A 17,201-nucleotide genomic window follows, 5' to 3' on the forward strand; every position below is an offset into this window, starting at 1 on the left:
AGCTTTGTTGTATATACCTGTTGATTTAAAAACACTTAATAGATTGAAGTGAAAGGCGGCGTGCTCCTGCGACTAGGTAGACTCACGGCCCGCCCGCGGAAAGTGCGTTGTAACGGAAATTGACGGCGTCATTTTATATGAAAAGGGCTGCCCTTTGTTATGAATACCCTCTAAAGTTGTCTAAATGGTTCGGTAGAAATTTTTGATGCAATGAAAGTACATGCATACTTCTTCTCTTCACACATCTTGTTCATTTTTTCGGACACGCCTATTTTCATTATTGACTCCACATGGTGACCAGGATCGATAACGGATAAACCAAGAGCTTGAGCATCTTGAGCAACATGGAAATATAAATCTCCTGTAATCAAGACATCTGCACCCGCTCGTTTTGCCGTATTAATGTATTTATTACCATCCCCACCAAGCACTGCCACTTTCCTTATAATTGTTGTTGCTTCACCTACCACTCGGACAAATGGAACGTTTAACTGTTGTTTTACTTTTTCAGCAAACAAATCGAGTGACATGGGTTGCTGTAGAAAACCAACTCTCCCAATTCCTTGTTGTCCTGTTTTTGATTCCAATGTCCATAAATCAAAAGCCACTTCTTCATACGGATGAATTGCATACATTGTTTTTAAGATTTTAGATTTCATAGAAGATGCAAACACCACTTCTACTTTTTCTTCTTCTAGTTCCTCTAAGCTATTTAAACTGCCTATAACCGGGTTAGATCCCACTAATGGTTTAAACCGACCAGTGCCTGAAGAAGAAAAACTACAACTATCGTAATTCCCAATTTGACCAGCTCCTACCACCCCTAATTGCTTGCGTAACTCTTTCGCATGGATAGAAGGAACATATACGGCTAATTTCATCAATGGCTCTGCATAAGTTTCATCCAAGAATTTAATTTGTTGTAATTCGAGTGCTTCAGCTAGTAAATCGTTTACTCCACCAGGTGCAACATCCAAGTTTGTATGAGCTGCATACACAGCTATGTCATGTTTTATGCATAACGAAAACATTTTCCCGGAAGGTGTATCGGTGCGTAGATTTTTTAACGGGCGATAAATAGGAGGATGATGTGCAAGAATTAATTGGCAATTTTGGTCAATGGCTTCTTGTACGACGTCTAACGTCACATCTAATGTTACAAGCACATTTTGTACTTGGCTATTTAATTGTCCGATATGTAACCCTATGGGATCGTCTTTTAATGCAAAGGATTTTGGTGACCACGATTCAAATAATTGAATAAGTTCGTGTCCATTTGCTATTTTCATGATTCAAGAGCCTCCTTCACAATTTTCAATTTCTCTTCTATTTCTTGTTTTTTTATTTCTACTTCTTTAGACAATTGGGCACCATGAATAGCTTTTAAAATCCTAATCCACTCTGCAGATTCCTTCGACCACTTTAAGAGAAATATTTGATTTTTTTTATCAATCATTAAAAATGGTCCCATCAATGCTTGAGTAGCAGACAACTTCATATGGCCTCTTTCGAGAACAAGAATTTCGTAAATTTTATCATCTTCTTGCAAGATTTCTTCTGCTACGAGCTTCCATTCATTTAAAATAGCCCATTCCCGAATTGCTTTCGCATGAATATTGGGTTGCAAAATTAGTCGATTAACAGTTGTTAGTCTTTCGATATCTTGGTTTAAAATAGTAGCAATTAGCGGACCTCCCATACCTGCAATGGTAACCGTATCTACGAAATCATCACGTTCAATTGCTTGCAGGCCATTTGCAAAGCGTACTGTTACATTTTCTTGTAATTGCTCTGCAAGAACTTGGCTTCGAGCAGATTCATATGGCCCTTTCGCGACTTCCCCTGCTACAACTTTTATTGCGATTTGATGATGAATTAAATAACAAGGTAAATAAGCGTGATCGCTACCTATATCTGCTACAATTGCACCTTTTTCAACATAAGATGCCACACGAGTTAAACGTTCTGAGAGACGTTGTGCATTCAACGAAATCCTCCCCTTTCTTCTATATCAAGATTGTACCATAGACAAAAGCGGTGAAGCCCACTCCGGATAGGTGTGTGTAACTCGACACCTGCTTTGGAAGGAATTGAAAATTCGTTTTCAAAAAGAACTGTAGTGTAGGTTGTTCTTTTAAAAGACATAAAAAAACCCTTATCCGTTTCGGATAAGGGTTTTAGCTTATTTTAAAGATAAAATGTAATCTGCCATTGCTTCTACATTCGCTTCTTCAACCAAGCCACCTGGCATTGAACCTTTACCATTAGTGATAACATCAGCAATCTCTTCTTTCGAGAGCTTAGTATCTACTAAAGAAGGGAAGTTACCTTGTCCAGCTAAATCTCCACCATGACAAGAAATACATTTTCCTTGTGCAACAGCTTCAGGATCGAACTCTTCAGTTGTAGCACCTTCTTCTTCGCCAGCTGCACCTTCTTCGTGGCCAGCAGCAATTTCTTCTTTTTTATCAACGCCTTGAATTGATAAGAAGAAAATAAGACCAATACCAAATGCCATAATTAAAATAAAAGGAACTATTGGATTTTTTTGCATAATGTTTCCTCCTTCTTTTCGCTCGTTCTTTTTCTAAAATAGAATCAGTCAACACTGTTATTGTACTGCATTCTATCACAAACGAAAAGACTTTAAACGGTTGTTATAACTTATTGTGCCAAATTCGACAAATTCGTATATTTATTTTAACATCCGATTTGACGGGCAATGACCATACGTTGAATTTCTGAAGTTCCTTCTCCGATTTCAAGTAATTTCGCATCTCTCATATAACGCTCTACTTCATACTCTTTCATGTAACCATAACCACCATGAATTTGAACGGCTTGATCAGCAACTTCCATTGCAATCTCTGAAGCGTATAACTTACACATCGACGCTTCTTTTGTAAATGGACGACCTTGATCTTTTAACCAAGCAGCTTTATATACCATAGTACGAGCTAGTTCTATTTTCATAGCCATATCAGCTAATTTAAATTGAGTAATTTGGAAATCAGACAATGATCTCCCGAATTGCTTGCGTTCTTTTGAATAACGAAGTGCTTTATCAAATGCTCCTTGAGCTATACCAACTGCCATCGCACCAATTCCTATTCGTCCACCGTCAAGTGTAACTAAAAATTGACGGAAGCCTTCCCCACGCTTACCTAATAAGTTAGCTTTAGGTACTCTCACATTTTCTAACACTAGTTCTGTTGTATTAGAAGAATGTAAACCCATTTTTTCGTAGTTATCGATAACTGTAAATCCTTCAGCGTCGGTTGGGACAATAATTGCACTTATTTCTTTCTTCCCATCCTTTAAATCTGTAATTGCCGTAATTGCCAAATGCTTAGCATAGCTAGCGTTAGTAATATACACTTTACTCCCATTAATAATAAAGTCGTCTCCGTCTTCTATTGCTCGTGTTTGTGTTCCACCAGCATCAGAACCAGCATTCGGTTCAGTTAAACCAAACGCCCCGAAAGACTCCCCAGTACAAATTGGTGTTAAATATTTATGTTTTTGTTCTTCTGTTCCAAACAAATTTAGAGGTGCTCCACCTAAAGAAATATGTGCTGAGTAGGTAATCCCAGTGGATCCACAAGCACGACTTAATTCTTCTGTAACGATGGCAAAACTAATTGTATCTGCTCCAGCCCCACCATATTCTTCTGAAAACGGTAAGCCCATCATCCCCATGTCGGCTAACTGTTTAAAGATTTCTTTAGGGAAAGCTTTTGTACGATCACGTTCTAGCGCTCCTGGTGCTACTACTTTATCCGTAAACTCTTTCATTGTTTTACGAATCATTTGTTGTTCTTGTGATAAGTCAAAGTTCAATAGATTCATCCCCTTTTTGTTTTAAAACGCTTCCAATTTTCATTATATCGGAAATATTCAAACATTCACAACTTTTATTCTCTTATTATCAAAATAGAGAGAACAAAAAAATCATTGAATCACAAATTATAAAAAATAAACCTCAAAATAAGGTCATTGGATAACTTTTCGAATGAAAATGTGTTTAAAGTAGTTTTTTCATTGTATTTGATTTCTCCAATTATGCGTCTTTCCAAATAACGTTGAAGAAAGAGATCTTTTTATTTACAAGAAGTTTATTAATAATTAGCCTGGTTGGTAGATTACTAGAAACATATGGGAAATATTTCTCGGTCGCTGTGTTTTTTCACTTCAACTTTAATTTATTCTTATTAAGGAGATTAATTGAAGTTATCCTAGTCGACCAATTTCCCACAAAAAAACCCGAAACATGAAGTCACAGGGGGTTAAATTAATTTAAATTTAACTACACTGCTTTTTGTGAAGTGTAAGTTGAATTATGGCGACGCACTCACGGATTTATTATCGTCAAGGAGGTTTAACTCTAATTTTTCTAATATAAAATATTTTAAAGTAAGTGACACTACTGAAACAGTAATGGTTATCTATTTTAAGACATAAAAAAAAGAATCTAATCACCTTATATTAGTGTGATTAGATTCTCTTTACTTTCTATTCTAAAAAGTCTTTTAATCGTTTGCTTCTTGAAGGGTGACGTAATTTTCTTAAAGCTTTCGCTTCAATTTGACGAATACGTTCACGGGTAACGCCAAACACTTTACCTACTTCTTCTAGCGTGCGTGTACGTCCGTCATCTAGCCCAAAACGTAAGCGCAATACATTTTCTTCCCGATCAGTTAATGTGTCTAAAACATCCTCTAACTGCTCTTTTAATAGTTCATAAGCTGCATGGTCAGATGGAGATTGAGCTTCTGAATCTTCAATAAAGTCACCCAGATGAGAATCATCTTCTTCACCAATTGGTGTCTCAAGTGAAACTGGCTCTTGTGCAATCTTTAAGATTTCTCGCACTTTTTCAGCTAGTAACTCCATTTCTTCTCCAATTTCTTCAGGAGAAGGTTCGCGACCTAAATCTTGCAACAACTGACGTTGTACACGAATTAATTTATTAATCGTCTCTACCATATGAACAGGAATACGAATTGTACGAGCTTGGTCAGCAATTGCACGTGTTATTGCTTGACGAATCCACCAAGTAGCATAAGTACTAAATTTAAATCCTTTACGGAAATCAAACTTTTCTACAGCTTTAATTAATCCCATATTACCTTCTTGAATTAAATCCAAGAACAGCATACCACGTCCAACGTAGCGTTTTGCAATACTTACAACAAGACGTAAGTTCGCTTCAGCTAAACGTTTTTTCGCTTCTTCGTCTCCAAATTCGATTCGTTGTGCAAGTGCAATTTCTTCCTTTGCAGAAAGTAAGTCTACACGCCCAATTTCTTTTAGATACATACGAACTGGATCGTTAATCTTCACACCTGGTGGTACGCTTAAATCGTTCAAATCAAATGTATCTTCATCTTGCCCTTTTTTCATTAACTTTTCTAAGTCTTCTTCGTCGCCATCTTTACGACCTAATTCAATCCCTTGTGCTTCTAACTGTTCAATAAATTCTTCTATTTGATCGGATTCCAATACAAATACCGATAACTTATCAGCTATGTCACCAAAAGTTAACTCACCTGTTTTTTTACCTAAATCAAGTAGATATTTTTTTGCTTCTTCTAATGTAAACTCAGTTTCAACCTCTTTTGAACGTTCAACCTTGTCCGCCATAAGCCGCCTACCTCCTTCTAAAACCAATCAATTTATATCACTGATAACGATTTTTTCAAATCAATTATTTGTATAGCAAGTTCTAAAGCTCGCTTCATATTGAGCGATTTTTCCGCTTCTTTTGATTCGTGCATTTTTTCATGAATTTGAAGCATGATTCGATGCTTATTTATTTGTCGCAAACAGTCAGAAACTTCTTCACTTGCATGTTCTGGGTCTCGTTCCGTTAACGTTGCTTCCATTACTAAATTTCGTAAATCTGTGTCTTCTAAAATTTCTAGAAAACGATGTGTATCTGCTTGAGGGTATGTGTCGTAGAAACCTATGAGTCGAACAAATATCGCTTCATATGAATCGTGGATAAATACATGAAGGCCATGTTCTTGATGTATACGATCAACAATATCTACTTGATGTAACATATGAGCAAGCAACAATTTCTCAGCCCGGTCAATTGCTTGTACCTTTTTACGATTTACAGGTATATTTTGGGCAATTGGAGGTGCTTGTTGTCTCGACTGCTGTTTAATGGATTTACCTTCTACTTTACGAAATTGTTGATAAATCGCTTCTTCAGAGATATTGGTTTCTTTTGCTAATTGTCGAATATATAAATCTCTTTCAACAGGTGAAGAATTTCCAACAAAGTATTCAAGAACTTCTTGCACGTATTGCAACGTGTCATTTTCAAATTGAAAATTTTTATTACGTCTTGCTGCCATCATCATAAAAGATAAGTATGCATGAGGGCGATCAATGATTTGTTTCTCGAAAGCCTCTGCCCCATTTTGTTGAACAAAGTCATCTGGGTCCATCTGATTAGGCAAAATGGCAATTTCCGTTTTTATTTTTTCTTGCACTAATAGCTGTGCAGCACGTTTTGCGGCTTCAAAACCCGCAACGTCACCATCATAGCAAAGTGTGACAGTATCAGTTAAACGTTTTAACTTATGAATATGTTCCTTGGTAAGTGCAGTACCCATTGTAGCTACAGTATTCATAATGCCCGCTTTTGCTGCTGCTATAACATCCATAAAGCCTTCCATAACAATAACTTTACTTTTTTTGCGAATAATAGGACGTGAAACATCCAAATTATACAAAACTTTACTTTTTTGAAAAATTGGTGATTCAGGACTGTTCATATACTTCGCATCTTGTGTTTCCATATTTAAAACTCGTCCTGAAAACGCGATTGTATGTCCCGCTTCATCTTGAACAGGGAACATAATCCGTTCTCTAAATCGATCGAAATATTCATTTTTGTTTTCTTTTTTAATTAGAAGACCACATTCCACCATTTCAACCGGGACAAATCCTTTACGTTCGAGTAATTTTGTTAAGGCGTCCCAATTAGGAAGTGACCAACCAATCTTATATTGTTCAATAAGTTCCCGTGAAAATCCTCTTTCTTCTAAATAAAGAAGGGCTTTTTCTCCTTCTTCCGTATTAAGAAGTAAGTGGTGATAATAATTCATTGCAAATATATGCGCTTCTTTCATGCGCGTTTCTTCTTTAGAAATTATTTTGGATTGACCTGTTTGTGGTTCAATATCTAATTCTACTCCCACACGTGAGCCTAACTTACTTAGAGCTTCTTGGAAAGTAAGGTTGTCTATATCCATTACAAACGTAATGGCATTACCTCCAGCTCCACATCCAAAACAATGAAAAATTTGTTTGTCTTGCGAGACTGAAAATGATGGTGTTTGTTCGCCATGAAATGGACAAAGACCAAACCAATTTCGTCCCCGTTTTGTCAATTGAACATATTCGCTAATAACATCAACAACATCATTACTTGTCCGAATTTGTTCAATCGTCTCTTCAGGTATTCTTTGCACGTTGTCATCACCATCTTTTCAGGCTATATATTGAATTCGAGATAGTTAAAGAAAATCCTGCAAGTTTCGACAAAAATATTAGAAAAATATAATTTCCACTCACTATGGTGAATAATAATGTCTCTTCTTTCTACTGATATCCAAATATAATTGTTATCTTATCAGTGCAATAATCTCTTATAATGACAACTCTTATTTGATATTTTTACCACAAATTTTAATTATAAAACATTTTACTGTAAAAATCCATAAAATAATTGCTTTTCAAAAGAAAAAACCTACCCTTCAGGGTTGGTTTTCGCTCATTGAATTTTGTTTAATATAACATTTGCTGTTTCTTCTACTGCACGGTTTGTTACATCAATGACATGGCAGCCAATTCTTGATACAACTTTGTTGAAATGTTCAATTTCTTCTTCTATACGCTCTAATTTTGCATAACTCGCATCATCATTTAATCCCAAAGCAATTAAACGCTCTTTCCTTATGGAATTTAGCTTTTCAGGTGAAATAACGAGACCAAAACATTTTGTAGGATTTACTTTAAATAATTCTTCTGGCGGTTCCACTTCAGGAACAAGCGGTACATTAGCGACTTTAAATCGTTTATGAGCTAAATACTGTGACAATGGAGTTTTTGAAGTACGAGATACACCTACTAAGACAATATCCGCAAGCAGCAAGCCTCTTGGATCTCGACCATCATCATATTTTACAGCGAACTCAATCGCTTCAATTTTCTTGAAATAATCGTCATCAAGTTTACGAACTAGTCCTGGTTCTTCAAATGGAATTTCATTTAAATAACCTTCTAATGTGTCCATCAGAGGACCCATTAAATCGATAGATAGAACTCCTTGATTTGCGCAGTCTTTTTGCAAAGTAGAGCGCATATTTTTTTGAACAAGCGTATATAAAATCATCGCATCTTGAAGTTTTGCCAAATGAACAATTTCTTTTACATGATCAATCGTTTCAATATGAGGAAAACGTTTTAATGAAGTATCTTGCAAACCCGGTCGAAATTGGCTAACCGCTGCTTTCACAACTAACTCTCCTGTTTCTCCCACTGAATCTGAAACAATAAATATGTTTAGTCTTTTCATGGTTTTCATCACCTCACAAATCGTGATTTTCCGCTAATGACAGAAAAGCACCTGTTATATTCGTTTTCGTTATTCGACCTATTACTTCATATCCGTCTGGATGTTCTTTCACAATAGGAAGTGCATCTATTTGTTTATCAATCAGTTTTTTTGCAGCATGAATAAGAGAATCATGTTTAAAACAATACGTAATATTTGGCATTCGAGTCATAATAATATGCACAGGAATTTTGTTTAATTCTTTATTACCTAAACTTGTGCGAAGTAAATCTTTTCTTGATAATGCTCCTGTTAAATAAGCATTTTTATCTACAACGAATAAAGTTCCTACATCTTCTAAAAACATATGACAGATAGCATCATATACCATCATATTTTCAGTTACCACAATGGGTATCGATTGAAAGTCTCTTACTTTCATGTTCATCATGCTATCTGTTACAGCTTGACCTGTTTTTTTACCTGAATAAAAATAACCTACACGAGGTCTTGCATCCAGAAATCCAGCCATCGTTAAAATCGCTAAATCCGGTCGAAGTGTAGACCTTGTTAAATGCAAACGTTCTGCAATTTGTTCTCCTGTAATAGGACCGTTTTCTTTAACTATACCCAAGATTTCCTCTTGACGTTTGTTGAGTTCGATCGGACTCACCGCCTCAAAAAGTGTTATACTCAATGTTAAATAGTATATACTATTTAGGAGTTGTTATCTAGTATCGTGCTTGAGTAGCACTTTTCATTTTTCTATGCTATGATTTATTCAAATTATATAGACGAAGATAGGGTAATAAGTAATGTTCATCTTAAGCGAGCAGAGATAGTGAAAGTCTGTATCGAACATGAAAAGGCGTCCTTGAGTCATGCTTTTTAAAGTGGATTGCATTTTGCAATCAACTGGGGTGGAACCGCGGGTATTATGCACTCGTCCCCGGACATTAAATGTCCGGGGACGAGTGCTATTTTTATTTTGGAGGGATTTTTATGACAATCACAATGGAAAAAGTTGTTAGTTTAGCGAAACACAGAGGCTTTGTCTTTCCTGGATCAGATATTTACGGGGGATTAGCCAATACTTGGGACTATGGTCCACTAGGAGTAGAACTAAAAAACAATATTAAAAAAGCTTGGTGGCGCAAATTCATTCAAGAGTCTCCATACAATGTAGGATTAGATGCAGCTATTCTAATGAATCCAAAAGTATGGTCAGCTTCAGGACATATTGGAAATTTTAACGACCCAATGATTGACTGTAAAAAGTGTAAAACACGTCATCGCGTCGATAAATTAATCGAAGAAGCACTCGACGCAAAAGGTATTGAATTAATAGTTGACGGCCTTTCTTTCGAAAGAATGGAAGAACTCATTAAAGAACACTCGATAGTTTGTCCAGATTGTGGCGCGCAAGACTATACGGATATACGACAATTCAATTTGATGTTTAAAACTTCTCAAGGTGTTACAGAATCATCTTCAAATGACATTTACTTGCGCCCTGAAACAGCACAAGGAATTTTTGTTAACTTCAAAAATGTTCAACGCTCAATGCGTAAAAAAATGCCTTTTGGTATTGCACAAATAGGTAAAAGTTTTAGAAATGAAATTACACCAGGTAACTTTACGTTCCGTACGCGTGAATTTGAGCAAATGGAACTTGAGTTCTTCTGTAAACCCGGCGAAGATTTAGAATGGTTCGCTTACTGGCGCGACTTTTGTAAAAACTGGTTGTTAAACTTAGGTTTAACTGAAGGAAATATTCGTTTGCGTGATCATGATGTAGAAGAACTTTCTCACTACGCTTCTGCTACAACAGATGTGGAATATAAATTCCCATTCGGTTGGGGAGAACTATGGGGCATTGCAGACCGCACTGACTTTGATTTAAAACGCCATATGGAACATTCAGGTGAAGATTTTAATTATATTGATCCTTTAACAAATGAACGCTATGTACCCTACTGTATAGAACCTTCACTAGGCGCGGACCGTGTAACTTTGGCTTTCTTATGTGATGCATATGCAGAAGAAGCTCTTGAAGGTGATGACAAGCGCACAGTTTTACGTTTCCATCCAGCTTTAGCTCCTGTAAAAGCAGCTATTTTGCCTTTATCAAAAAAATTATCTGAAGGTGCTAGTGAAGTATTTGCTGATTTAAGCAAGTCATTTATGGTGGATTATGATGAGTCACAATCAATCGGAAAACGTTATCGCCGCCAAGATGAAATTGGAACACCTTTCTGCATTACGTATGACTTTGATTCAGTAGAAGACGGTCAAGTGACAGTTCGTCACCGTGACTCAATGGAACAAATACGTATGCCAATCGCTGATGTAAAAGCGTATATTGAAAAGCATTTAGAGTTTTAATTTTAGAAAAGCGATAACACATTGCCCACTCAAGTTCGACTACAACGTGGGAAGCTGTCACTTTAATAAAAGATAAAAGATTGTCTTTTTTTTCAACAAAAAATCCGTCTACTCCCCTTCTTCTTGGGATGTAGACGGATTTTCTTTTTTAGGAAAATATTGAGGTAAACGGTCGAGTTGATCAAGAAAGGATTGGGACTTTAAACGAATCCCTGTTTGTTCTTCATATATTGTTCGTACTATCTTTTTGATAAATTTTTTTGTTTCTTTTTTTAATGTTAATTTTCCCACTTGGTCAATCGCTACCGTGTAAAAAGTTCGAATAAGCTTAACTTGAGCTGGTGTTAAACGAACAATATATGGGTCTACTGCAAAACACCGGTGACACAAGAAACCAATTTGTTGAAAAGAAAAGGAAAATTCACCATCTGTTGCACCGCAATTGGCACATTGATGTAAGGTTGGATAAATACCAGTTACCGGCAACATTTTCCACTCTACAAACAACGCAATGGCTTCAGGATCATATTCATCTGCAATTGCATGTAAAGCTTGTTGAAGTAAATTAAAAATTGCAGGCTGCGGTGTGCTATCTTCGACTGCCCGATTTATTAGTTCAACAACAAAACTTGCATACGCCGTCGCTTCGATATCTTCTCGAATATGTCGATACGATTCTATTTGCTCCCCTTGTTGCATGGTTCCCATTCCGCGACCTTGTTGAATTAGAAAGGAACCGTACGTGAAAGGTTGAGTAATTGCAGCTAAACGGCTTGCAGGTTTTTTTGCTCCTCTAGCCATCGCTGTAATCTTACCAAATTCTCGAGAATAGAGCGTCACTATTTTATTAGATTCTCCGTAATCTTGGGTTTTTAAGACAATGCCTTCGACTCGATTCAGCAACTGCCCACACGCCCTTTATTAATATTCGTCGTCGCGGAATCCAAAATCTCGTAAGTGGATTTTTTTATTACGCCAATCTTTTTGAACTTTTACCCATAACTCAAGAAATACTTTAGTACCAAGTAACATTTCTATATCTTTACGAGCACGCACCCCAACTTCTTTTAAAAGAGCACCCTTTTTCCCGATGACGATTCCTTTTTGTGAATCTCGCTCCACCATGATTGTCGCATTAATACGAATCATTTCACTATCTTCTTCTCTTTTAATTTTCTCAATCACAACTGCAATTGAATGTGGTATTTCTTCATGAGTTAAGTGAAGGACTTTTTCGCGAATTAATTCAGAAATAATAAAACGTTCAGGATGGTCTGTCACTTGATCTGCAGGGTAATACTGAGGTCCTTCTGGTAAATATCCTGTTAAAACCTCAAGTAATTTCTCGATATTTATCCCTTCTAACGCAGAAATTGGTAATACATCAGCAAAATCGTATTCTTTGCGGAAGGATTCAATAACGCTCAATAACTTATCGGGATGAATTAAATCAATTTTATTCATCACTAAAAATACTGGAGTTTCATTACCTTTTAACATTTCTAAAATATAACGATCTTGTTTTCCTATACGATCAGTTGAATCCACCATCAACAATATGGCATCAACTTCACGTAGAGTATTTTTAGCCACTTTTAACATGAAATCACCTAATTTGTGTCTAGGCTCATTAATTCCTGGTGTATCGATAAAAATCATTTGTTGTTTATCAGTCGTCAAAACGCCTTGGACTTTATTTCTTGTCGTTTGTGGTTTATCACTCATAATTGCAATTTTTTGTCCAATTACACGATTCAAGAAAGTTGATTTCCCAGAGTTCGGTCGACCAATAATTGAAATGAAACCTGATTTATATCCTTCGTTAACTTCCAACATATGTTAAATCCTCCTGAGAAAATGCACCAGGTAACAGTTCTGCAACTGTAGTTTCCTGAATATCACCTTTTAAATTAATTAAATACACGGGCATGTTTGGCTTGCAAAACTCCGCAATCACTTGGCGACAGGCTCCACAAGGCGATACAGGGCCTTCTGTGTCTGCAACGACTGCAAGTGAAGCAAAATCACGTTCGCCTTCAGAAACGGCTTTAAACATCGCTGTACGCTCTGCGCAGTTTGTCATACTATAGGCAGCATTTTCAATATTACAACCGTGGTATAATTTTCCTTCTTTTGTTATTAAAGCAGCACCTACTTTAAATTTCGAATATGGTACGTACGCATTTTCGCGTGCGATTTTTGATTGTTCCATCAATTGTAATTTATCCATTATTCAAACACCTCAATTAAAAATTTCCATCCACTTAGGTATAAAGATGAGTACCCCGATTATAGCACTCGCACAGGCAAACACAAGAACTGCAGCAGCGCTCATGTCCTTCGCCTGCTTTGCCAAATCATGAATATCAGGTGACGCTAAATCAACTACTCTTTCTAAAGCTGAATTGACTAATTCCAAGCATAACATTCCGGAAATGCATAAGATTAGAAGAATCCATTCAATAGTTGATAAACGGCTAAAAACTCCACTAATAATAACAACAGTTGCGGCAAACAAGTGGAATTGAAAATTTCGTTCTCGCATACCAGCATGGATAATTCCTTCAAACGCAAACTTGAATGAGGAAGTAAAATTACTGTTTTTCATCCTGTTCACGTCTCAATCCAAAAGATTGTAAAATGGCTTCTTGTTTTTCAGTCATTTCTTGTTCATCCGCAACATCAATATGATCGTATCCCAGTAAATGTAAAAAGCCGTGAATAGCTAGAAAACCCAATTCTCTTTCTTCACTATGACCATAATCAGCTGCTTGTTCTTTAGCACGTTCGACCGAAATTATAATATCACCCAGCATGCGTGGTGCCCCTTCGACTTCAATAGCCATTTCCCCTTCACCTAGTTCTTCCATCGCAAATGAAATGACATCGGTTGAAACATTTTTCCCTCTGTATTCGTGATTAATTTGTTGAATTTCATCATTGGTAATAAATGTAACAGATAATTCACTTCCTGCCTCTATTCCTTCTACCTCAGCAGCATGGTGTAACATCTTTTCAATCAACTCTAGGTTTTTAATTGATAATGACTGTGTTTCATCGATTAAATCTAATGTTAGATACATGAACTTCTCCTTTATTGAGGGTATTCAATCCGTGAATGGAAAATCCCATTTAACGTTTCACACAAAACATTTTCAACTATTTTGAGCTCTTTTAACGTTAAATCACATTCATCAAACTGCCCATCGTGTAATTTATCTTTAATTATTGAATAGACAATTTCATCTATTTTCTCAGAAGTAGGTTGCTTCATTGAACGAACCGCAGCTTCTACGCTATCTGCAATGCAAATAATCGCTGTTTCTTTCTTTTGAGGTTTTGGACCTGCATAACGATATTCTTCTTCTTTTACCTCTTTTCCATCCTCTTTAGCTTTGTGATAAAAATACTTCAATAAAGTTGTTCCATGATGTTGTTCGGCAATATCAATTATTTCTTTCGGCATTTTGTGTTTTCGTAATAATTTTGCGCCGTCGCTACCATGGGATAGAATTATATCTCTACTGTTTTCCGGAGGCAAGGAGTCATGTGGGTTCGCATGACTCATCTGATTCTCAATAAAGAACCCAGGTCGTTTCGTTTTACCAATATCATGATAATAACAACCTACTCTCGCTAGCAGACCATCAGCACCAATGGATTCACAAGCTGCATCTGCTAAATTTGCGACCATGACACTATGATGATAAGTTCCAGGTGTTTCGGTTAAAATTTTCTTCAACAAAGGGTGATTCGGATTTGATAGTTCGATTAATTTCATTGCAGAAATCATTCCAAAGGCTGTTTCGAAAAAAGGCAATAACCCAATGGTTAACGCACCTGATAACAGACCAGAAGTTAATGCGGCTATACCATAGAATAGAAGCTCCGAAAGTCCGAAATCCGATTGAGACATTAACAAGTAAAATGCCATAAAAATAAGATTGACAATAGCTACGCTCATACTAGTCTGCAATAAGTGTGACCGTTTTTCAGCACCTTGAATCACGTATAATCCTGCCAAACCTCCAAATAAGATATACAAAGTAATTTCCATTTGTAATACAACAGAATATCCTTCTTGAAAAACAATTCCCGCTACAGCCGCAGTTAAGAAAGCCACTAAAACTGCAAAACGTTCGTTGATAAGAGAACGTACGAGCATTGGTGCTAATGCAGTAGGAAATAAAAACGCAATGGTTACATCAAAGTTATCTGATACTAAACTAATTAACTTCATTCCAACAACTGACATTATTAATATGATCATTACGACTAAAAGTGCCGATTGACGCTCTTTTTTATCAGTATGCCATTTCGTCATTTGCATATGTACGAGCCATAAACAAAGAGAAATAAAAAGAATCAATCCAAAAATAGGTTTTAATGAAGATTGATTCGTTAACATACCAACTAAACCAAGTTGACGATACACTTCACGATCGATGACTTGCCCTTCTTGAACAATTACTTGTCCTTGAAGAATACGTGTCGGGTCTATACTCGCTCTCGCTTGATCAACTCGAGCTTGCGTTAGTTGATCGTTTAAAGTTTCATTTTCATTAATACTATAGCGACCAATTAATACAGCAGTTGGTAATACTATTTCTGGAATTTCCTCATTTCCTCGCATACGTTTTTCAATTTCATTTTTAGCATTCGATACGTCTTCAGTGCGAATTGGTTTACTCATGATATTTCTTATAGAAGTTGAAAGTAAATCGCTTAAATTGATTAATTTACTGTTATCTAGTAATAGTAATGAAGTTAATGCATCTTCTGCAAATCTAAGGTCTACACCCGCTGTCTCAAGGACTTGTAGGCTTTCTTTTAACTCTTTTACTTGATTTTCTATTGGCTCTTCACCTGATTGAGCTTTTACTTCTAATACATAATCAAATATTGAAGTGACAATTGATGAGTTGTTATCACCAATTTCATCAGAAAATTGATAGACACTCGTTACTTCTGATTCCGCTCTTTTACGTTCTTCTTCCGTCTTAACTGGATCTTCAACAGTTTTTACAGCACGGATTGTGTCGTTCGACAGTTGAAACTGTTTAATATCATACGTTTCTGACCGGACACCATTTAGCAGGAGCAAGAATAGGAGTAATCCTGTAATCACTAAGGTTAAAATGGTAAAAGTTCGATAGCCTACAAGTGATTGCATTTTATTAAACCAGCTATTCACTACATCACCCCATCTTCTACCTACTATCATATCAAGAATTTTGTACTATTACATAGGAAATTGTAAAAGAATTGAAAAAAACAGCAGTCTTATTCAGACTGCTGCTCCTCGTATGCATGAATAATTTTTGCGACGAGCGGATGACGGACAACGTCTCCTTGCTCAAGCATTTGAAAGTGAATACCACTGACGTTATGCAGAATTTTCTCAGCTACTTTTAACCCTGATTCAGCACCACGTGGTAAATCAATTTGAGTTTTATCTCCTGTAATAACCATTTTCGACCCAAAGCCTAGTCGAGTTAAAAACATCTTCATTTGAATTTTCGTGGTATTTTGAGCTTCGTCTAAAATGACAAACGCATCATCTAGTGTTCGGCCACGCATATAAGCAAGAGGGGCAATTTCAATGGTACCTCTCTCTATAAATCGAGCCGTTTGCTCTGTCCCTAGTACATCATGAAGTGCATCATATAAAGGACGTATATAAGGATCTACTTTTTCTTTTAAATCGCCTGGCAAGAACCCTAAGCTCTCCCCTGCTTCAACAGCTGGTCGAGTTAAAATGATTTTTTTTACATGACCGTTCTTTAATGCTTGTGTTGCGTGAACGACAGCTAAATAGGTTTTGCCTGTCCCGGCTGGACCAATACAAAATACTAAATCTTTATGGCGCATAGCTTGAATATATTCGCGTTGTCCAATTGTTTTAGCGCGAATTACTTTGCCTTTTACATTTCGAGCGATTTCTTCGTCATATAACTCCGCAAAGTATTCCAAAGTTCCAGCAGAACTCATTTCAATCGCTGTACTTACATCTCTTTGATTAATATTTATACCTTTTCGAATGACTTTGAGTAGTTGTTCGATCAGTAGTTTAGCAGTTGCTCTTTTATCTAACTCCCCAACTAAACGAATCGATTCCCCTCTAGTTATGATTTTAACTGCAAGCTCTTGTTCGATTAACTTCATATTACCATCAGAAATTCCTAGCAGTAAGATGGCTTCATTTGGATCTTGAACGTGTAATTCCGTATGTTCTTCCGGCATT

The 17,201-nt window shown here is 36.5% G+C and carries 16 protein-coding genes; 1 reads left to right on the forward strand and 15 read right to left on the reverse strand.

All coding sequences use genetic code 11. The features are described from left to right. Positions 1-170 precede the first annotated feature (170 nt). From C406_RS0108210 to C406_RS0108245, 8 genes are all read right to left on the reverse strand, one after another. Positions 171-1,289 (reverse strand): Nif3-like dinuclear metal center hexameric protein, encoded by a 1,119-nt coding sequence (locus C406_RS0108210; protein ID WP_017380124.1) that lies wholly within the window; start codon positions 1,287-1,289, stop codon positions 171-173. Further along, a complete protein-coding gene (locus C406_RS0108215) occupies positions 1,286-1,987 on the reverse strand; it encodes a tRNA (adenine(22)-N(1))-methyltransferase (protein WP_017380125.1) in 702 nt (233 codons plus the stop codon). Before C406_RS0108215 ends, C406_RS0108210 begins: the two co-directional genes overlap by 4 nt. A gap of 195 nt (positions 1,988-2,182) precedes the next feature. Continuing rightward, a complete protein-coding gene (cccA, locus tag C406_RS0108220) occupies positions 2,183-2,554 on the reverse strand; it encodes a cytochrome c550 (RefSeq protein WP_017380126.1) in 372 nt (123 codons plus the stop codon). A gap of 146 nt (positions 2,555-2,700) precedes the next feature. Beyond that, entirely contained in the window at positions 2,701-3,840 is a 1,140-nt protein-coding gene (locus C406_RS0108225) for an acyl-CoA dehydrogenase family protein (protein WP_017380127.1), read from the reverse strand. Positions 3,841-4,512: 672 nt separating this feature from the next. After that, a complete protein-coding gene (gene rpoD, locus C406_RS0108230) occupies positions 4,513-5,643 on the reverse strand; it encodes an RNA polymerase sigma factor RpoD (RefSeq protein WP_017380128.1) in 1,131 nt (376 codons plus the stop codon). Between the two features lie 32 nt (positions 5,644-5,675). Further along, positions 5,676-7,487, reverse strand: a complete 1,812-nt coding sequence (gene dnaG / locus C406_RS0108235; protein ID WP_017380129.1) for a DNA primase — start codon at positions 7,485-7,487, stop codon at positions 5,676-5,678. A 302-nt stretch (positions 7,488-7,789) separates the two neighbouring features. Beyond that, the gene (locus C406_RS0108240) at positions 7,790-8,593 is read right to left on the reverse strand and encodes a pyruvate, water dikinase regulatory protein (protein ID WP_017380130.1); all 804 of its coding nucleotides are present in this window, start codon (positions 8,591-8,593) and stop codon (positions 7,790-7,792) included. A gap of 13 nt (positions 8,594-8,606) precedes the next feature. After that, positions 8,607-9,245, reverse strand: a complete 639-nt coding sequence (locus C406_RS0108245) for a helix-turn-helix transcriptional regulator (protein WP_026045643.1) — start codon at positions 9,243-9,245, stop codon at positions 8,607-8,609. A 329-nt stretch (positions 9,246-9,574) separates the two neighbouring features. Between C406_RS0108245 and C406_RS0108250 the strand changes: the two genes are divergently transcribed. Beyond that, a complete protein-coding gene (locus C406_RS0108250; RefSeq protein WP_017380132.1) occupies positions 9,575-10,957 on the forward strand; it encodes a glycine--tRNA ligase in 1,383 nt (460 codons plus the stop codon). A gap of 108 nt (positions 10,958-11,065) precedes the next feature. On the opposite strand, the gene recO is transcribed toward C406_RS0108250, so the two are convergent. The 7 genes from recO to C406_RS0108285 all read right to left on the reverse strand — a co-directional run bounded on the left by recO (position 11,066) and on the right by C406_RS0108285 (position 17,200). Then, complete coding sequence (gene recO / locus C406_RS0108255; RefSeq protein WP_017380133.1) at positions 11,066-11,860, reverse strand: DNA repair protein RecO; 795 nt, start codon at positions 11,858-11,860, stop codon at positions 11,066-11,068. An 18-nt stretch (positions 11,861-11,878) separates the two neighbouring features. Further along, positions 11,879-12,793 carry a GTPase Era gene (era, locus tag C406_RS0108260; protein WP_017380134.1) on the reverse strand — a complete coding sequence of 305 codons (915 nt, stop codon included), beginning with the start codon at positions 12,791-12,793 and terminating at the stop codon, positions 11,879-11,881. Continuing rightward, positions 12,780-13,187 (reverse strand): cytidine deaminase, encoded by a 408-nt coding sequence (locus C406_RS0108265; protein WP_017380135.1) that lies wholly within the window; start codon positions 13,185-13,187, stop codon positions 12,780-12,782. Before C406_RS0108265 ends, era begins: the two co-directional genes overlap by 14 nt. A gap of 12 nt (positions 13,188-13,199) precedes the next feature. Beyond that, entirely contained in the window at positions 13,200-13,565 is a 366-nt protein-coding gene (locus tag C406_RS0108270; protein ID WP_017380136.1) for a diacylglycerol kinase family protein, read from the reverse strand. Next, positions 13,552-14,040, reverse strand: coding sequence for an rRNA maturation RNase YbeY (ybeY, locus tag C406_RS0108275; RefSeq protein ID WP_017380137.1), 489 nt, complete (start codon positions 14,038-14,040; stop codon positions 13,552-13,554). Before ybeY ends, C406_RS0108270 begins: the two co-directional genes overlap by 14 nt. Before the next feature lie 11 nt (positions 14,041-14,051). Then, positions 14,052-16,130 (reverse strand): HD family phosphohydrolase, encoded by a 2,079-nt coding sequence (locus tag C406_RS0108280; RefSeq protein ID WP_036654338.1) that lies wholly within the window; start codon positions 16,128-16,130, stop codon positions 14,052-14,054. A 110-nt stretch (positions 16,131-16,240) separates the two neighbouring features. Next, a complete protein-coding gene (locus C406_RS0108285) occupies positions 16,241-17,200 on the reverse strand; it encodes a PhoH family protein (RefSeq protein ID WP_017380139.1) in 960 nt (319 codons plus the stop codon). Between the last annotated feature and the right edge of the window lies 1 nt (position 17,201).

Origin of the sequence: Paenisporosarcina sp. TG-14 (genome assembly GCF_000297555.1) — a bacterium.
In the GTDB taxonomy this organism is placed as follows: Bacteria; Bacillota; Bacilli; order Bacillales_A; family Planococcaceae; genus Paenisporosarcina; species Paenisporosarcina antarctica.